15 protein-coding genes and 1 tRNA gene are annotated in these 14,819 nt (G+C 57.6%); 10 read left to right on the top strand and 6 right to left on the bottom strand.

Annotated elements, in window-relative coordinates:
• The first annotated feature begins 48 nt into the window (after positions 1 to 48).
• Genes lepA through GGD50_RS19350 form a run of 3 tightly spaced genes read left to right on the top strand, consistent with a single transcriptional unit; the run spans position 49 to position 2,468 of the window.
• Complete coding sequence (lepA, locus tag GGD50_RS19340) at positions 49 to 1,881, top strand: translation elongation factor 4 (protein ID WP_107106674.1); 1,833 nt, start codon at positions 49 to 51, stop codon at positions 1,879 to 1,881.
• 57 nt (positions 1,882 to 1,938) lie between these two features.
• The gene (locus GGD50_RS19345) at positions 1,939 to 2,169 is read left to right on the top strand and encodes a type II toxin-antitoxin system CcdA family antitoxin (RefSeq protein ID WP_107106673.1); all 231 of its coding nucleotides are present in this window, start codon (positions 1,939 to 1,941) and stop codon (positions 2,167 to 2,169) included.
• A complete protein-coding gene (locus GGD50_RS19350; protein ID WP_107106672.1) occupies positions 2,169 to 2,468 on the top strand; it encodes a CcdB family protein in 300 nt (99 codons plus the stop codon). Before GGD50_RS19345 ends, GGD50_RS19350 begins: the two co-directional genes overlap by 1 nt.
• Positions 2,469 to 2,472: 4 nt before the next feature.
• Here the strand turns inward: GGD50_RS19350 and GGD50_RS19355 are convergent, their stop codons facing one another.
• Positions 2,473 to 2,928, bottom strand: coding sequence for a GFA family protein (locus GGD50_RS19355; protein WP_107106671.1), 456 nt, complete (start codon positions 2,926 to 2,928; stop codon positions 2,473 to 2,475).
• A 143-nt stretch (positions 2,929 to 3,071) separates the two neighbouring features.
• Between GGD50_RS19355 and GGD50_RS19360 the strand changes: the two genes are divergently transcribed.
• Entirely contained in the window at positions 3,072 to 3,896 is an 825-nt protein-coding gene (locus tag GGD50_RS19360) for a DUF2066 domain-containing protein (RefSeq protein WP_181315988.1), read from the top strand.
• 86 nt (positions 3,897 to 3,982) lie between these two features.
• Here GGD50_RS19360 and GGD50_RS19365 read toward each other — a convergent pair whose 3' ends face one another.
• Positions 3,983 to 4,711 (bottom strand): type 1 glutamine amidotransferase, encoded by a 729-nt coding sequence (locus tag GGD50_RS19365; RefSeq protein ID WP_107106669.1) that lies wholly within the window; start codon positions 4,709 to 4,711, stop codon positions 3,983 to 3,985.
• Positions 4,712 to 4,834: 123 nt separating this feature from the next.
• Between GGD50_RS19365 and GGD50_RS19370 the strand changes: the two genes are divergently transcribed.
• Positions 4,835 to 5,128, top strand: a complete 294-nt coding sequence (locus tag GGD50_RS19370) for an Rdx family protein (protein WP_028750867.1) — start codon at positions 4,835 to 4,837, stop codon at positions 5,126 to 5,128.
• A gap of 94 nt (positions 5,129 to 5,222) precedes the next feature.
• Here GGD50_RS19370 and GGD50_RS19375 read toward each other — a convergent pair whose 3' ends face one another.
• The gene (locus GGD50_RS19375; protein ID WP_183938659.1) at positions 5,223 to 5,360 is read right to left on the bottom strand and encodes a hypothetical protein; all 138 of its coding nucleotides are present in this window, start codon (positions 5,358 to 5,360) and stop codon (positions 5,223 to 5,225) included.
• A gap of 157 nt (positions 5,361 to 5,517) precedes the next feature.
• Positions 5,518 to 5,943 carry a BA14K family protein gene (locus GGD50_RS19380; RefSeq protein WP_107107019.1) on the bottom strand — a complete coding sequence of 142 codons (426 nt, stop codon included), beginning with the start codon at positions 5,941 to 5,943 and terminating at the stop codon, positions 5,518 to 5,520.
• Between the two features lie 188 nt (positions 5,944 to 6,131).
• On the opposite strand from GGD50_RS19380, the gene GGD50_RS19385 reads away from it, so the two are divergent.
• The 3 genes from GGD50_RS19385 to GGD50_RS19395 all read left to right on the top strand — a co-directional run bounded on the left by GGD50_RS19385 (position 6,132) and on the right by GGD50_RS19395 (position 9,426).
• On the top strand, positions 6,132 to 7,553 hold the full coding sequence (locus GGD50_RS19385) for a phosphomannomutase (protein ID WP_181315997.1): 1,422 nt from the start codon (positions 6,132 to 6,134) through the stop codon (positions 7,551 to 7,553).
• 92 nt (positions 7,554 to 7,645) lie between these two features.
• Positions 7,646 to 7,732 (top strand) — tRNA-Leu (locus GGD50_RS19390).
• Between the two features lie 110 nt (positions 7,733 to 7,842).
• Positions 7,843 to 9,426 (top strand): tyrosine-type recombinase/integrase, encoded by a 1,584-nt coding sequence (locus GGD50_RS19395; RefSeq protein ID WP_181315987.1) that lies wholly within the window; start codon positions 7,843 to 7,845, stop codon positions 9,424 to 9,426.
• Positions 9,427 to 9,551: 125 nt separating this feature from the next.
• Here the strand turns inward: GGD50_RS19395 and GGD50_RS19400 are convergent, their stop codons facing one another.
• On the bottom strand, positions 9,552 to 10,844 hold the full coding sequence (locus GGD50_RS19400) for a reverse transcriptase domain-containing protein (protein ID WP_245407403.1): 1,293 nt from the start codon (positions 10,842 to 10,844) through the stop codon (positions 9,552 to 9,554).
• 742 nt (positions 10,845 to 11,586) lie between these two features.
• On the opposite strand from GGD50_RS19400, the gene GGD50_RS19405 reads away from it, so the two are divergent.
• Entirely contained in the window at positions 11,587 to 12,972 is a 1,386-nt protein-coding gene (locus GGD50_RS19405) for an ApeA N-terminal domain 1-containing protein (RefSeq protein ID WP_281397197.1), read from the top strand.
• A gap of 57 nt (positions 12,973 to 13,029) precedes the next feature.
• Here GGD50_RS19405 and GGD50_RS19410 read toward each other — a convergent pair whose 3' ends face one another.
• Complete coding sequence (locus tag GGD50_RS19410) at positions 13,030 to 13,308, bottom strand: hypothetical protein (RefSeq protein ID WP_183938661.1); 279 nt, start codon at positions 13,306 to 13,308, stop codon at positions 13,030 to 13,032.
• Positions 13,309 to 13,607: 299 nt separating this feature from the next.
• On the opposite strand from GGD50_RS19410, the gene GGD50_RS19415 reads away from it, so the two are divergent.
• Positions 13,608 to 14,267, top strand: coding sequence for a recombinase family protein (locus tag GGD50_RS19415; RefSeq protein ID WP_183938662.1), 660 nt, complete (start codon positions 13,608 to 13,610; stop codon positions 14,265 to 14,267).
• The last annotated feature ends 552 nt before the right edge of the window (positions 14,268 to 14,819 follow it).

Here is a 14,819-nt window from a genome sequence, read left to right on the forward strand (position 1 = left end):
TAACAAAACCCTGCTTTTCCGCTTTGCGGCGCGGGGCGGCGCTGCTATATGGCGCGCATGAGCACCAATTCCACCACTCCGCTTTCGCATATCCGCAACTTCTCGATCGTGGCCCATATCGACCACGGCAAATCGACGCTGGCCGACCGCCTGATTCAGACGACGGGCGGCCTTGCCGAACGCGAGATGTCGGAGCAGGTGCTGGACAATATGGAGATCGAGCGCGAGCGCGGCATCACCATCAAGGCCCAGACCGTGCGCCTGCACTACAAGGCGAACAACGGCGAAACCTACATCCTCAATCTGATCGACACGCCCGGACACGTCGACTTCGCCTATGAAGTCTCGCGCTCGCTGTCGGCCTGCGAAGGCTCGCTGCTGGTGGTCGATGCGTCGCAGGGTGTCGAGGCGCAGACGCTTGCCAACGTCTATCAGGCGATCGACAACAACCACGAACTCGTCACCGTCCTCAACAAGATCGACCTGCCGGCGGCCGAACCTGACCGCATCAAGGAACAGATCGAGGAAGTGATCGGCATCGACGCCTCCGACGCCGTGCTGATCTCGGCCAAGACCGGCCTCGGCATTCCCGACGTTCTCGAAGCCATCGTGCACAAGCTGCCGGCGCCGAAGAGCGCGGGCGGCGAAAAGGCGCCACTGAAGGCGCTGCTGGTCGATAGCTGGTACGACACCTATCTCGGCGTCATGGTTCTCGTGCGCATCATCGACGGCACGCTGACCAAGGGCCAGACCATCCGCATGATGGGCACGGACGCGAAGTATCAGATCGAGCGTGTCGGCGTTCTCACGCCGAAGATGGTGGCCGTCGACAGCCTCGGCCCCGGCGAGATCGGCTTTATCACCGCCTCGATCAAGGAAGTGGCCGACACCCGTGTCGGCGACACCATTACCGAGGACAAGCGCCCGACCGCCGAGCCGCTGCCGGGCTTCAAGCCGGCGCAGCCTGTCGTGTTCTGCGGCCTCTTCCCGGTCGATGCCGCCGAATTCGAAGACCTGCGCTCGGCCATGGGCAAGCTGCGCCTCAACGACGCCAGCTTCTCCTTTGAAATGGAATCCTCGGCCGCTCTCGGCTTCGGCTTCCGCTGCGGCTTCCTCGGCCTGCTGCATTTGGAAATCATCCAGGAACGCCTGGAACGCGAATTCAATCTCGACCTGATCGCGACGGCGCCTTCCGTCGTCTATCAGCTCACCATGACCGACGGCACCGAGATCGAGCTGCACAATCCGGCCGACATGCCCGACGTCGTCAAGATTTCCGAATTCCGCGAACCGTGGATCAAGGCGACGATCCTGACGCCGGACGATTATCTCGGTTCGATCCTGAAGCTCTGCCAGGACCGCCGCGGTATTCAGACCGAGCTGACTTATGTCGGCAACCGCGCCATGATCACCTACGACCTGCCGCTCAACGAAGTCGTCTTCGACTTCTACGATCGCCTGAAGTCGATCTCCAAGGGCTATGCCTCCTTCGACTACAGCCTGACCGACTACCGCGAGAGCGATCTCGTCAAGATGTCGATCCTCGTCAATGCCGAGCCGGTGGACGCGCTCTCGATGCTCGTGCACCGCTCCGCCGCCGAAAAGCGCGGCCGCGTCATGTGCGAGAAGCTGAAGGACCTGATCCCGCAGCACATGTTCCAGATCCCGATCCAGGCCGCCATCGGCGGGCGCATCATCGCCCGCGAGACAGTGAAGGCACTGCGCAAGGACGTGACCGCCAAGTGCTACGGCGGCGACGCCACCCGCAAGCGCAAGCTGCTCGACAAGCAGAAGGAAGGCAAGAAGCGCATGCGGCAGTTCGGCAAGGTCGAAATCCCGCAGGAAGCGTTTATCGCTGCGCTGAAGATGGGCGACGAGTGAGGGCTTCTCAATAAAGAATTATGCGCATATAGTTTGCGCATAATTTGAGGAACGCCCATGGCTCAAACGACGCGCAAAGCCGCAAACTTGTCTCTGGACGAGAGCCTTATCGCAGATGCCCGCGAATTGAAAATCAATATCTCGCGTGCGGCCGAAGATGGCATAGCGCGCGCCATCAAGGCTGAGCGCGAGCGCCTATGGCTTCTGGAAAATGCTAAGGCAATCGAACAAGCCAATGCCTATGTTGAAAAACATGGTCTGCCGTTTGGAAAGTATCGGCAGTTCTGATGGCAAGGTTCCATGTCTATGGCCTCAAGCAAAGTCGAGCTCTCGCGCTGGATCTTCAGTCTGACTTGTTGGAGAGGCTGAGCACACGGATGATGGCGCCTCTGCTTCGCGCAGAAGATGTGTCGACACCAATGGCAAGGCTCAATCCGCAATTCACTATCGCTGGCAAGCCTTACATCATGGCGACCCAACTGATGGCGGCAATACCGCGCACCGAGATCGGGGAGTTGATCACCGATCTGAGTTCGCACGGCGATCAGATTACCGCCGCGACCGACTTTCTTTTCCAGGGCTTCTGATCTCTCAGTTTCCCGCGCCATACTCCTTGATCAGCCCCTCATACTCATTCATCTCGGGCAGCGCGGCATAGCTGTGAACCGCAGGGGTCGTCACCCAGGGCAATTTTTCTCTTGTCCAGGTCTCGACGAAAGGCGTGAACCAGCGGGGATCGTCGAGCATGGTCGGGCGCAGGTTCACGAACCAGTCGAATCCTTCCAGGCGGGTGAACATCCAGCTCATGCAATAGGGGCAGAAATAATGCTTGAGGTTTTCGTCGTGCATCCCGCCGATAACAGGTTCGCCATGCGTGACTTCGAAACCTTCGCTCGGGATCGCGACGCTCAGCGAATAGGCGCTGGATGACATGTGCTGGCAGCCAGTGCAGTGACAGGCCATGGTCAATAGTGGCTTGGCGCTGACCTTGATTCGTATCTGCCCGCAACGGCATCCGCCTTCCCAGGGTAATTCTGGCTGGGTCATGATCTCGCCTCCTCCGGTTTCTATGAAATCTAGTGGCCTTGACGCCGTTGTCAAAGCCATCGTCAACGTCGCTCGGCCGTCATAATCTGACATTGCCTGCCGCTTGTTTTCACGACACCATGGCAGCGTTCGGAGATGTCCCGATGTTGAAACCACGATCGATTGCCATCGCCTTCGCTCTCGCAGTCATCAACGAGGCAGCCGTCGCTCACGCCGATGATCACAGCCGGCTTTACCAAGCGCAGGCAATCGTTACCGGCACTGGCGCCGTCAATCGCGAACTCGGCTTCAAGGATTGCCTGGGGCGGGTACTTATCAGGGTCAGCGGCGATCAGCGTGTGACGACGGAGAATGCCTTTCAAGCGATGCTGCCGCACGCCGGCTCCTTCGTCGCGACCTACAGCTATCGCGATCGCCTGGAAGGTACGCCGATCCATGACGAGCAAGGCACCCACGACCGGCCGCAGGACCTCACTTGCATCTACATGCCCGATACCATCGATCAATTGCTGTCTACGCTCGGGCACAAGCCATGGCTGTCACCGCGCCCGAAACTCGCGATTTTCCTGGTCGTACGCGATGCGCGACGCACTTTCGTGCTGACCCGCGACGGTGACGAAAGCCCTTATATGATCGACGCTTTCGAAGCGGCCGCCAGACCGCTTGCCATGGCAATCATTGTGCCCAACAAGGCAATGCTGGTCAGCCGGGGTATCGCCACAACCGGTTTGGCGGGGACGGCACAGCAAGAACTCGATGCCTTGGCCAAAACCATCGGCGGCGATGTCGCCCTGGCGGGTTCGCTCGTCTGGAGCGACAAGGATCTCGGCTGGGTCGCCGATTGGTCGATGATGGAAAATGGAAAAATCCATCACTGGCGAATCCGCGGCGTCAGCTTCGATGACGCATTCCGCAACGCCGTAGGCGGGGCGGCACAGATCGCTTCCGGCAATGGAGAGCCGCAATAGATGCGCTAGCCGATTGAACCGCTCTATCTCTTTGTTTTCACGCAATTCCGGACGGAAAACCGCTACGCACTTTTCCTGGAATTGCTCTAAGACGCCGCCTGCAGCTTCGCCTCAGCACCAATCGTCCTCACCCAGGCCCGGGCGATCGCCAGCCCGGCGATCTCAGCCGCCGGCGCATGCTGTGCGGCAATCTCGGCATAGCGCTCCAGCCAGCCGGGCTCATTGCGCTCGATCGATGTCTTGAACTCCGTCCGCCAGCCTTCGACGACGGCGGTATTGGCCTCGAAATGGAACTGCGTGCCGTAGGTTGCGCGGCCGATGCGGAAGGCCTGGTTCCCGGTCACCGCATTGGTGGCGAGGCGCACGGCGCCGGCCGGCAGCGAAAACGTGTCCGAATGCCATTGGAAGATGGTGAAATCGTCGCCGAGTTCGGATAGAAGCGGATCGGCCTTGCCTTCTTCGGTGACGCCGACCGTTTTCCAGCCGAATTCCTGGGCTGCGCCGATGAGGTTTTCGGCCTCATAGGCGCGCGCCAGAAGCTGACTGCCAAGGCAGATGCCGAGCACGGCCTTGTCGGCCTCTTCGAACCGGCGCATGAGCCTTGCCAGCTCCGGCAGATAGGGGTGAGTCTCGTCGTCGCGGGCATTCTGCTCGCCGCCGAGCACGACCAGCGCATCAAACACCGTTAGATCCTCCGGAAGCCCCTCGCCGTCCCATGCGCGGAACCATTCGATCTCCGCTCCCGCCTCCTCCAGCGCGATGCCGAGGGCGCCGAGCGGCGTTTTTTTCATGTTTTCGACGATTGCGACCTGCATTCTCATGAACCCCGAAAATAATTCGGGCAAAGATGAGCATGGGCGGAACGACGACGCAAGAGCCCGGCTTGCGGCCGAATAAAGTTGAGCCTAAATGTCAGCAAACAACAAGGAATCCCAGCGATGACCGACAAGCCGCGCATCACCATTCTCTATTGTACGCAATGCAACTGGCTGCTGCGCGCCGGCTGGATGGCGCAGGAGCTGCTGCAAACCTTCAGCGACAGCGTGGGCGAAGTGGCGCTGATCCCCGGCACCGGCGGCAATTTCGAAATCCGTATCGACGGCGAGCTGCTGTGGGAGCGCAAGCGCGACGGCGGCTTCCCCGGTCCAAAGGAGCTGAAGCAGCGGGTGCGCGATATCATCGATCCCGACCGCGATCTCGGCCATACGGACCGTGGGTCGCTGGAAAGCTGACCACAGCGCTCTCCGGCGCACCTCCCTGGCGCGCCGGCCGACATTGCACCGGCTGACATGTGAGAAGGCGGCCCGCCGGCGCGCCTTCGCTCCGTCACTTATCTTTCCTGCCAAGGCTGACCGTGCTGGTAGCCTGCCTGACCAGAGAGCCCGGCTGCTGCTTTACAGCGACGATCTTGCCCTTCTTGGGTTTTCGCGCTTCGCGACTACTTCTCAATTGACCCTTTGCCATTTTGGGCTCCTTGCTTCGCGCGCGACCTTGTGGAAGCGGCGACATCATAGGGACCGCCCAAGTCGCGAGAAAAGCAAGCGATTTATTTTCGCTTGCTCATATAGACAAGGCGAATAGATGTGCTCCGCGGCAAAAACGGCGCCAGAGGCCCTCCCATTCAATTGTAGGGAGAGCGGCAGGTCTGGAACCCATGGTGAAGGGTGGTGTAGAGATTGGTGCCGGGATTGTAGGTCCGATAGCGTTCGGCGCACCATATCTGATGCCGGGTGCGATTGTTGACCGGCGCCTCATAGTCGGTTTTCGGCGGGACATAATTGTAGCGCGGCGGGTTATAGACCCGAGGATTGTCAAAGCGATTCCTATCGAGGCTGCGCGGCGTATAGGGAATGGGATAGCCCGGCGGGCGATACCATTGCTGCGAGCCAAAGCCGAAGCAGCCGCGACTGTCGCAAACCGTAGGCCCAACCCTCGGGGGTGGAAGGCCCATCTTCGGGCTGTTCGAGGCCGCATTGGCGAGATCTGGCGGCGACAGCAAAACGAGGCTGACAGCGCAGCCGAACGCGATTTTGCCGAAAACGGTCATGACGGACTCCTGTTTCAGGTCGTGGCGACCCAACACCTTTTCCCGCGGCTCGTTCTATATTTGGGCCTTCGCCTGAGGCAAAACCAGGGTCCCGATGGCAGATATCGGCCGCGACCGATCGGTTGATCCTTTTCCTCGCTTGTTCCATAAGAGGCGCAACCTTTCCGAGGAGATTGCACGTGAGCAGCTTGAAATTTGGAACCAGTGGCCTTCGCGGCTTGTCCGTTGATCTCATGGGACGCGCGTCTGCCCTCTATGCCACGGCCTATGCCCGCCATCTCTTGAAGAGCGGCCACGCGCAGCCCGGCGATCTCATCCTGGTCGGCCGCGATTTTCGCGAGTCCAGCCCGGCGATCTCAGCCACCTGCATCGGCGCGCTGAAGCGTGCCGGCCTCACGCCGGTCGATTGCGGCACGCTGCCGACCCCGGCGCTGGCGCTTTACGGGCTGGAGCTCAAGGCGGCCTCGCTGATGATCACCGGCTCGCATATTCCGGCCGACCGCAACGGCATCAAATTCTACCGCCCCGACGGCGAGATCGACAAGCAGGACGAGCTGGCAATCAGCGCGGAAGCCGCAGCGATCGGCGACGCCGACCTTGACGAGGCGCCCGGCGTCGGCGAAGACCGGACCGCGGCGACCGAAGCGCTGTTCTTCGAACGCAATATCGCCCTGCTGCCCGCCGACAGCCTCGCCGGTCTCACCATCGGCGTCTATCAGCACAGCACCGTGGCGCGCGATCTGCTTGGCCTGGTGCTCGCGCACTACGGCGCCCGCGTCGTGCCGCTCGGCCGCTCCGAAAGCTTCATTCCCGTCGATACCGAAGCGGTTTCCGCGGAAACCATCCGCCTGCTGAAGGGCTGGGCGCCGGAGCATGGGCTGGATGCGATTGTCTCCGCCGATGGTGATGGCGACCGGCCCCTTGTCTCCGATGAAACCGGCGAGCCGCTGCGCGGCGATCTGCTCGGCCTCATCGCCGCGAATTTCCTCGGCGCCGAAGTCGTGGTGACGCCGGTCACCTCCAATTCCGGTATCGAAGCCGCCGGCTCCTACGCCGTCACCCGCACCCGCGTCGGCTCGCCCTATGTCATCGCCGGCATGGATGAGGCGCTGGCGGCCGGCAAGGCCAATGTCATGGGCTTCGAGGCCAATGGCGGCACGCTGACGGCAAGCCGTTTCATCATCGAAGGCGAGCAGGTACGCGCCCTGCCGACGCGCGACAGCTTCCTGCCCATCCTCGCGACGCTTTACGCCGCCGCGCGCGCAAAACAGTCGCTGTCTGCTGTTGCCGCCAACTACCGCCTGCCCTTTGCCGCCGCCGACCGGCTGGAGAATTTCCCGGTCGAAACCAGCGCGGCGCTGATGGCTCACTTACGCGCCTCCGACGCCAATCTCGCCGCCTTCCTGGCGCCGGTCGCCGGCGTAGCATCAAAGAGCGACATCGACGGGCTGCGGGTGACGCTGACCGATGGCCGAATCATCCATTTCCGCCCCTCCGGCAATGCGCCGGAGATGCGCTGCTATGTCGAAGCGGCCGACGAAAACGAAGCAAAGGCCTTGCTGGAACAGGGACTTGGCCTCATCCGCGCCTGGGCGGCAGCCCGGGGTTAACCCGGGCATCAACCGCTTTTTTTCAGATTGCCACGAAAACTTCAAAAACCCTGTTGACACCGGAGAGCCACCCCCTTACATGCGTGTCCGTCGCCCAGATGGCGGAATTGGTAGACGCGCCAGCTTCAGGTGCTGGTACCCGAAAGGGTGTGGAGGTTCGAGTCCTCTTCTGGGCACCATTCCATTCAGAACGTGTTGATTGCGTTCAACTTCCTGATATTGCTAAGTCTTTCGCTCACCCACTGCTACACACGGGTGACACACAGTGCATATCAGAATGGCCAGTCCAATGCGCCGCAAAGGCTCTACCTTTATCCAGTTCAGAAAACGTATTCCGAAAGATGTCATCGGTAAGGCTGGCGGCGTAACTCTGGCCATTCCGGTTGGTGATGAAGTCCTCCATATCGTGGTAGGTGACAAGGCTGCCGAGATTACAGGATCGCTGCGGACGCGAGACCCAAGGGAAGCCAAAGAGCGGCAGGCCGTCGCGCTAGCCTATCTGGAGAGCGTGTGGAAATCACTTCGAGAAGGTCCGAAGCGATTAACTCATAAGCAGATCGCAGCGCTTGCGGGGGAAGCGTACAATGCGCTTGTCGCGTCGTTTGAGGATGACCCCGGTTCGTCCGAAACGTGGAAGCAAATCATCCAGCTACACGCAAGGGCCCTGTCAGGGGACCATGATGCGCGTGAGAAGTGGTTCGGCCCCACCGTGGACCAGACCTTGGCGAAACATCGACTCACCATAGACAATGACAGCCGTACCGCTCTCATAGATGCAGTTGGTGTGTCGCTGTCGCTGGCTTCGGTTCGCCTTGCACAGAACGCGGGGGGCGACTACAGCCCTGACATCATCGTGACGCGCTTCCCACCGTTGGAGTTATCAAAGGACGTGAAGGTCGCGAAGCCGCTCCGACAAGGGTCTCAGACGATAACTGGATTGGCTGAAGGCTGGTGGCGCGAGGCCAAGGCGGCAGGCAGGACGGTTAGCACGTACGAGGCCTATTCCAGGGCCGCGAGGTTGCTTTCTGAGTTTGTGGGTCATGACGATGCCCGAGCCGTAACCGAAGACGACATCATAGCGTTTAAAGATCACAGACTTTCGCAAGGCGTCGGCCTCAAGACGATCACGGGCGGCGACCTACCGGGGATACGACAGCTATACGCTTGGGGAATGGCCAACCGGAAAGTGAGCCATAATCCTGCCGAGGGCGTAAAAGTCGCGAAGGTGAAGAAGAAGCGGGCCCGTGATCCTGGCTTCTCCGATCATGAAGCGGTCGCCATTCTGTCCCACGCATTTCATCACAAGCGCACAGGGAAGGCGTCAGAACACCTATCCAATGCCAAGAGATGGCTACCATGGCTCTGTGCCTACACGGGCGCTCGCGTAGGGGAGATGGCACAGCTCCGGAAGCAGGACCTTCGTCAGGAAGATGACCTCTGGATCATCAAAATTACCCCTGAGGCGGGTACGGTGAAGGACGGCGAGTTCAGGGAGGTCCCGCTCCATGAACACCTTGTAGAGATGGGATTTCCTGCATTCGTGTCCAAAGCCAAAGAGGGCTACCTTTTTATGAAGGTGTTTGGTGACACCGAGAAGGCGCAACGAGCAGCATGGCGCACCACCAAGAACCGTGTGACGGACTTCGTTCGCGAAGTTGTCAAAGACCCTGAAGTGCAACCTAACCACGGCTGGCGGCACCGGTTCAGGACCGAAGCCCGCAACGTTGGAATACCACGAGATATCAGCTTCGACATCACCGGGCATGACAGCAAGGATGAGGGCGACAAATACGGCACCGTTACCAACAAGGCCAAGGCGGCTGCTATGGCAAAATATCCGCGATATGAGGTGAAGGCTCTGGAGAGCAAGTAATAGGCCGCAGGGGCTTACTCTGCTTCCACTTAGAGATTAGCCGACCGGAGCAGCGAGAGGGTGGAGATCGTCGCAAAAGGCGACGCATCGGGCGCAATGCCAAGATCGATTGTGCGTAGGAAATGTTACGCCCTAACGCGACAAATCTCTTTCCTTAGCCGCTCTTCAATCGACTGACGCAGCCGGCGCAGTTGCTTAGTAATGGGAGCCCCTAGCTGACCCATCTCTTTTACCGCTCTTTTCGCATAGGTGGTAAAAGTCCATGAGCGATAGTCATGGTATTTTTCATAAAAGTCTTTGACCGATCCAAAGGATTGATAAAGCTGCTCGAAGTCAGCAAGCGCCATTATTTCATCCATGGATTTACCCTGATATCGCTTGATAAGGCGAATAGCGGTTGCTCGACAGATGGATGCTATCTTCCGATGAAGATTGCTCATCGTCTTGTCCCGAATGAATGCGCTCTGTCCATCATAGCGAAACCCAAGATATTCAAAGGGTTTGTTCAGCGCGGGCTTCCCGTTTTTGCCGGTGGCTTTCACAACGTTTACCTGTTGTCGAGCGCCGGTCACACTAAATTGATGGATCGCGGACTTCTCCTCTTTGATAAGGAGACCCGCTCCGTAGACGGATATGGCATTCCGAACACGTTCTTCGAGAGCAATGGCCTGGCTCGCGGATATCGGCGCAACAATCAAAATGTCGTCTGAGTACCGGAAATAGGTCCCCCCGAGTTCAGAGCAGACATCCCTTATAAACTTGTCAAATTCGAGCAAGTAGGCGTTAGCAAGAAGATCGGACAATGGGGCACCTTGGGGAACGCCCTTGCCGGTCTTATTCACCTCGATAATTGACGGGAGAGACCCGTTTCCAGCAATCTTCTCACGAAATTGCTTCCCATTGCAGAGCTGGATGGGGATATCTTGGCGCGAACGAAGGTACCCTTTGCGCACGTTTCCATACCGGTCCTCCTTGTCACCGAAGTACCCCAATCTTTCATAGGCCGTCTTAACGTCAACAAAGGCGTAGCGCGTGATTGCCTCGAACACCTTGTAATGATCGGAAGGCAGCCGCGATTGACCGACGAGGTCGGCCCAAACCGATCGTAGCCGGTCATGGTCCAAGTTCTCAAAGAAGCTGCTTATGTCGAGCGCCACAGCGCAGCAGTTTCCGAGACGTTGTACCGTTCTGAACGCGGAGAGTGCGAAATCAATGTTACTTTGACCGCTTTCGCCGCGGGCCTTTGGAATATGCCTATATGCGATCACCGAGTGATCTAGGCCTTCCGCTTTCAATTTTTGCTCATACGGCTCAGATAGCAGATATCGATAATAGGAGAATATGCAGCTATCCAGCCTTGCTGCAAAGCGAATGGGGCGGTCTTTGGATTTGCCACGCTCTCCCTTGGGCGCAAACATAGTCCACCTTTCATCATACTTGAGGAAAGGAAAGAACTTGTGTGTGGCAACTCGTTGTGGGGATTTGGCGAACTTCTCTGCTTCTGTAGCCGTAATCGGTGCGTCAAAATGCGGGTATAGTCGGATAGAGGGGGACCATGGTTTCACGACGAACCTTTGTGCGAGAGGGGACAAGAGCACCGTGTGCTTCCGGTTATGCTCTCGTCCCCGACTGTTGATGACGGGTCTGTGACACCCTAAGGCACGAATAATCGAGATTATGGACTATATAGACTGTCTGAAGATATTCTCTTCAGGCGCCTTGAGCGTCCAGCTTCACATGGAGGTCCAGATGGACATCGCAATGATCGCGCTGGCTGCCTTCGGGCTTGACAGCTTCAAGCAAAACTCCGGCCCCCCAGGTCGCCCATCGTGATCGGATGCAGTATTAATCGGTATTGCCAGATCTAAATTCAAGGGGCAACGCGAGCCGATAACAAAAAAACTCTAAAAGGTTGCGCTAGCAACCACGTAAAGCGTTATCAGACTGCGCCATAATACTCAGTGAAACACGTTTGGTGCATATTTGGCCGCAAAAATCTGAAGTGGCATCATAAAAGCGGACCACGCGGAATGCCCCCCGTGCCCCCCTTTTTTCACCGGTCACCAGACGAACCTTAGCGCACTATTGCGCCTTGGGCCGCAGCCGAACTAAGCTGCCTGCCGCTAATTTCCAGACTGGGGTAACACATTGATTGAGCGTTTGTACGAGGAATGCTGCTTCGAGCCGAGCAGCGGGTGGTCAGGGCAATTAGTCGCAACAGCGGGCTGTATAACGGCAACGCTACATTCTTTCGACCCCAGGGGGAAATTTCGAGGAAGGGAGAACCGCGTTGAGATCGTTCTTGCATCCGGGCGCATTGCTTCTCTGATTGGCTGCTACATTACCAAAAGCGGCACATCCAGCACGATGACGAAGACCGTAGGCCGCGACGAAGTGAACGCCAATTACCTCGTCGTTGGATCGCGCGGTTGGTTGGAAAGCGATACCATCTCAGTAATCGAGTTCTGCCTTCCCGATGCTCGCGCATCTCTAGCCTACGATGATCACCGAGAATTTGAAATCGACGGGAATGACGCCTCGGCGGTGTACGTTCAGAAGATGCACGAAAGCCGCCTGGAGATAGCGCGGATCACGCTGATAGATTTCGAAGTTTCATTCTCGAAGCGACGAGTCCTTGGCGTTGCGACTCAGGACCAAATTGGTGATGATCCAACTTGGATTGCCATCCATTTTGCCGAGCCGGTCCCCCTTGATCGCGCCCTCCAAATCCCCTTCCACATCCGGGTCTTCTTTGAGCTATCTGTCGGGCATCCCCTTGCGCTGAAGGGCATAGCCTTGAAGGCTCACCGGGAAGGGACCGCAGTTTCACAAGAGGCCTTCCCGGACGACTTCGAGCTATACAAAGCTGCGGCAACGGGTCTTCAAGAAAGAGATGAGCGCCACCACGAGCCGATCTTCAAGATTTGGAACAAAGAAGAACGCTCAACAACCCTCTTCGCCATTAGGAAGTGGCTTGGGCGAAGAGAGTCTTGGTCAATCGCTTACTGGTTGGCCTCACAGTTTACGAGCGGCGGAAACCAAGTAGACCGCAATAACATGTTGAGAGCAATGGCTTGGTTCGAGGCAATTCCCGACTATGTATTTGATGAAATAATCCCAGAAAGCCGTATCAAGCAATTTTCCAGAGAATGCCGTAAATTAGAAAGCTTCAAAGCGCTTGGACTGAAGGAGGCAAGGCTAAGCCAAGTACTCAACGACCTTGCAAGAATACCTCTCATTGACAGAATTGAACTTGCAATTAAGGATATCAATCGCCTAGTCGACGACGAATTTCTTTCACAATCCTTTTTTGATGACTGCAAGCGGGCAAAGAAGATACGAGATAAGGCCGCGCACGGTGGAGACGACGCCCTTGAGACCGATCTTCGGAGCGTCGTCATTTCCACTGCTGCGATAGAGACGTTGGCCCTGTTGGCAACAATCAGGGCGCTTGGGGTCGATATTCACAAGCTCCGAGCAATTACCAATACTTACAATCCGCATCCTTATGCTCGTTATTTCTGGGCCGCGAGGCTCCCAGAATGAGTCCGCTCGCCGCTACGGACCCACCGTAAGGGCATTCAAGACCGGGCAGCCAGCCGATTAGTAGCCGGAATGCCCGTAGCGACCGTTGGAATATGGTGTGCCATTGAAATACGGCGATGTCAGATCATGCTGGTAATAGCTGTTGCCAGAGCGGCCCGTGTAGGGATTGGTGTTTCCCTCATAGGAATAGTTGTTCGTGACGGTGCTGTCTCGATTGCTCCGGTAGTGCGGTGCCACGTAGGTTCCGTTGTTGCGGTAGTAACCATTGACTTGGCCGGCAAATGCCACAGACAAACCAAGCACGAAAAAGCCAATTGCTGAAATAACGGTCTTCATATCATCCCCCCAGGTTGATGTTGGATCAATAACAAATACGACGCGAAATTCCAAAACAATTATTCGCCCATTAGGAGTAAGCACCTTCTTACCTTGGCAACGCTGTACCCGACGCATGGTCTGCTACCACTCCAAGTGATAGCTGCTTCCGTCGCGGATACAGACCATACGCAAGGTTAGCGCCACAAAGCCGCCAAGGTCCGGCGTCGGTCAATGAAGTTATTGGATTTGTCAAACACAACGAACGTTGACATTAGACAATTGCTCTGACATGCTCTCTCCAACATCGGAGACCGAACATGCAACAGTACGTCATCTACACCCGCGTTAGCACCGAGGATCAAGGCCGCAGCGGTCTTGGTCTCGAAGCTCAGGAACGAGACATCGCCATCTTCCTCGACAAGTTCTCTGACATCCCATTCAAGGTCATAGGCGAGTTCCGCGACGTGCAATCAGGGGCAGATAGCGGGAGACCTGAGCTAACCAAGGCCCTGGAGCTTGTGCGCAGGACCGGGGCTGAACTGCTGGTGGCCAAACTCGACAGGCTTAGCCGCAAGGTTTCGTTCATCGCCACGCTGATGGATGATAAGCGCGTGAAGCTGCGGGTGGCTCAGATGCCCCAGGCCGACAAGTTCCAGCTCCACATCTACGCAGCCTTGGCCGAACAGGAGCGGACGTTCATCTCGGAAAGGACCAAAGCTGCACTGAAGGCTGCCAAGGGTCGCGGCGTTCGCCTTGGTGGTCTCCGCGACAAGACAATGAAGCGTAATGAGGCGATCCAGCAGAAGGCCGACGCCGAGGCTACCAAGGTCATGAAGATTGTCGGGCCGCTGAGAGCATCTGGCCAGACCCTGAGCGCCATCGCTGCAACACTCGACAGCATGAGCATTCCGACATCCCGGGGTGGCAAGTGGACGGCAAAACAGGTGTCCCGCGTGATCGAACGGGAACTGAGCTGACCATCGTAGACGGAGCTATCGCGGATATTTCGTGGCAGTGGATCAGTGACCATCAGTTGGATGTAGGGTGACGCCTAGCACGTTAGGTTGACGCCTAGCATGACCAATGCGGCACTAGGTTGTTCTACAACATCAAGGCAACCATGAATTTTATACCCTCCTAGCTGCACTGCCGCGACGTTCCTTTGGTGTAGCTGGAGCAATTGCCCCTTCCACCAGCGATAACCCACGCCCTAGCACAATTACCTGACACCTAGATATTCATCGAAATCCGTACGAGAGCGCTCGCCCCCCTTTGGTCTCCTCCTCCCCGAGGTGAGGGGCTTATGCCGCCGTTATGGTGGGGCAGCGCTGCCGTGTGGGTTCCGTATGTTCGAGGTGCGTGTCTCGTGATCGGTATTAAACAGCCTGAGTACACGTCACCCACCCAACCCCCGCACACCATAGCCACACCTTTTGTCGGGCGAAATGAAAAACTGACCCCCTAACGAACCGAAGAACTGACCCCTCGTGTCAAAACGAGGAGTGATGGATGACGAGCACGATTTTATC

The organism is Martinezella paranaensis, from assembly GCF_014200235.1.
Classification (GTDB): domain Bacteria; phylum Pseudomonadota; class Alphaproteobacteria; order Rhizobiales; family Rhizobiaceae; genus Rhizobium; species Rhizobium paranaense.

What these genes read in the sequence shown, in the direction of transcription:
- lepA (WP_107106674.1), top strand. Translation starts at nt 49, where the DNA reads ATGGCGCGCATGAGCACCAATTCCACCACTCCGCTTTCGCATATCCGC.
- GGD50_RS19345 (WP_107106673.1), top strand. Translation starts at nt 1,939, where the DNA reads ATGGCTCAAACGACGCGCAAAGCCGCAAACTTGTCTCTGGACGAGAGC.
- GGD50_RS19350 (WP_107106672.1), top strand. Translation starts at nt 2,169, where the DNA reads ATGGCAAGGTTCCATGTCTATGGCCTCAAGCAAAGTCGAGCTCTCGCG.
- GGD50_RS19355 (WP_107106671.1), bottom strand. Translation starts at nt 2,928, where the DNA reads ATGACCCAGCCAGAATTACCCTGGGAAGGCGGATGCCGTTGCGGGCAG.
- GGD50_RS19360 (WP_181315988.1), top strand. Translation starts at nt 3,072, where the DNA reads ATGTTGAAACCACGATCGATTGCCATCGCCTTCGCTCTCGCAGTCATC.
- GGD50_RS19365 (WP_107106669.1), bottom strand. Translation starts at nt 4,711, where the DNA reads ATGCAGGTCGCAATCGTCGAAAACATGAAAAAAACGCCGCTCGGCGCC.
- GGD50_RS19370 (WP_028750867.1), top strand. Translation starts at nt 4,835, where the DNA reads ATGACCGACAAGCCGCGCATCACCATTCTCTATTGTACGCAATGCAAC.
- GGD50_RS19375 (WP_183938659.1), bottom strand. Translation starts at nt 5,360, where the DNA reads ATGGCAAAGGGTCAATTGAGAAGTAGTCGCGAAGCGCGAAAACCCAAG.
- GGD50_RS19380 (WP_107107019.1), bottom strand. Translation starts at nt 5,943, where the DNA reads ATGACCGTTTTCGGCAAAATCGCGTTCGGCTGCGCTGTCAGCCTCGTT.
- GGD50_RS19395 (WP_181315987.1), top strand. Translation starts at nt 7,843, where the DNA reads ATGCGCCGCAAAGGCTCTACCTTTATCCAGTTCAGAAAACGTATTCCG.
- GGD50_RS19400 (WP_245407403.1), bottom strand. Translation starts at nt 10,844, where the DNA reads ATGTTTGCGCCCAAGGGAGAGCGTGGCAAATCCAAAGACCGCCCCATT.
- GGD50_RS19410 (WP_183938661.1), bottom strand. Translation starts at nt 13,308, where the DNA reads ATGAAGACCGTTATTTCAGCAATTGGCTTTTTCGTGCTTGGTTTGTCT.
- GGD50_RS19415 (WP_183938662.1), top strand. Translation starts at nt 13,608, where the DNA reads ATGCAACAGTACGTCATCTACACCCGCGTTAGCACCGAGGATCAAGGC.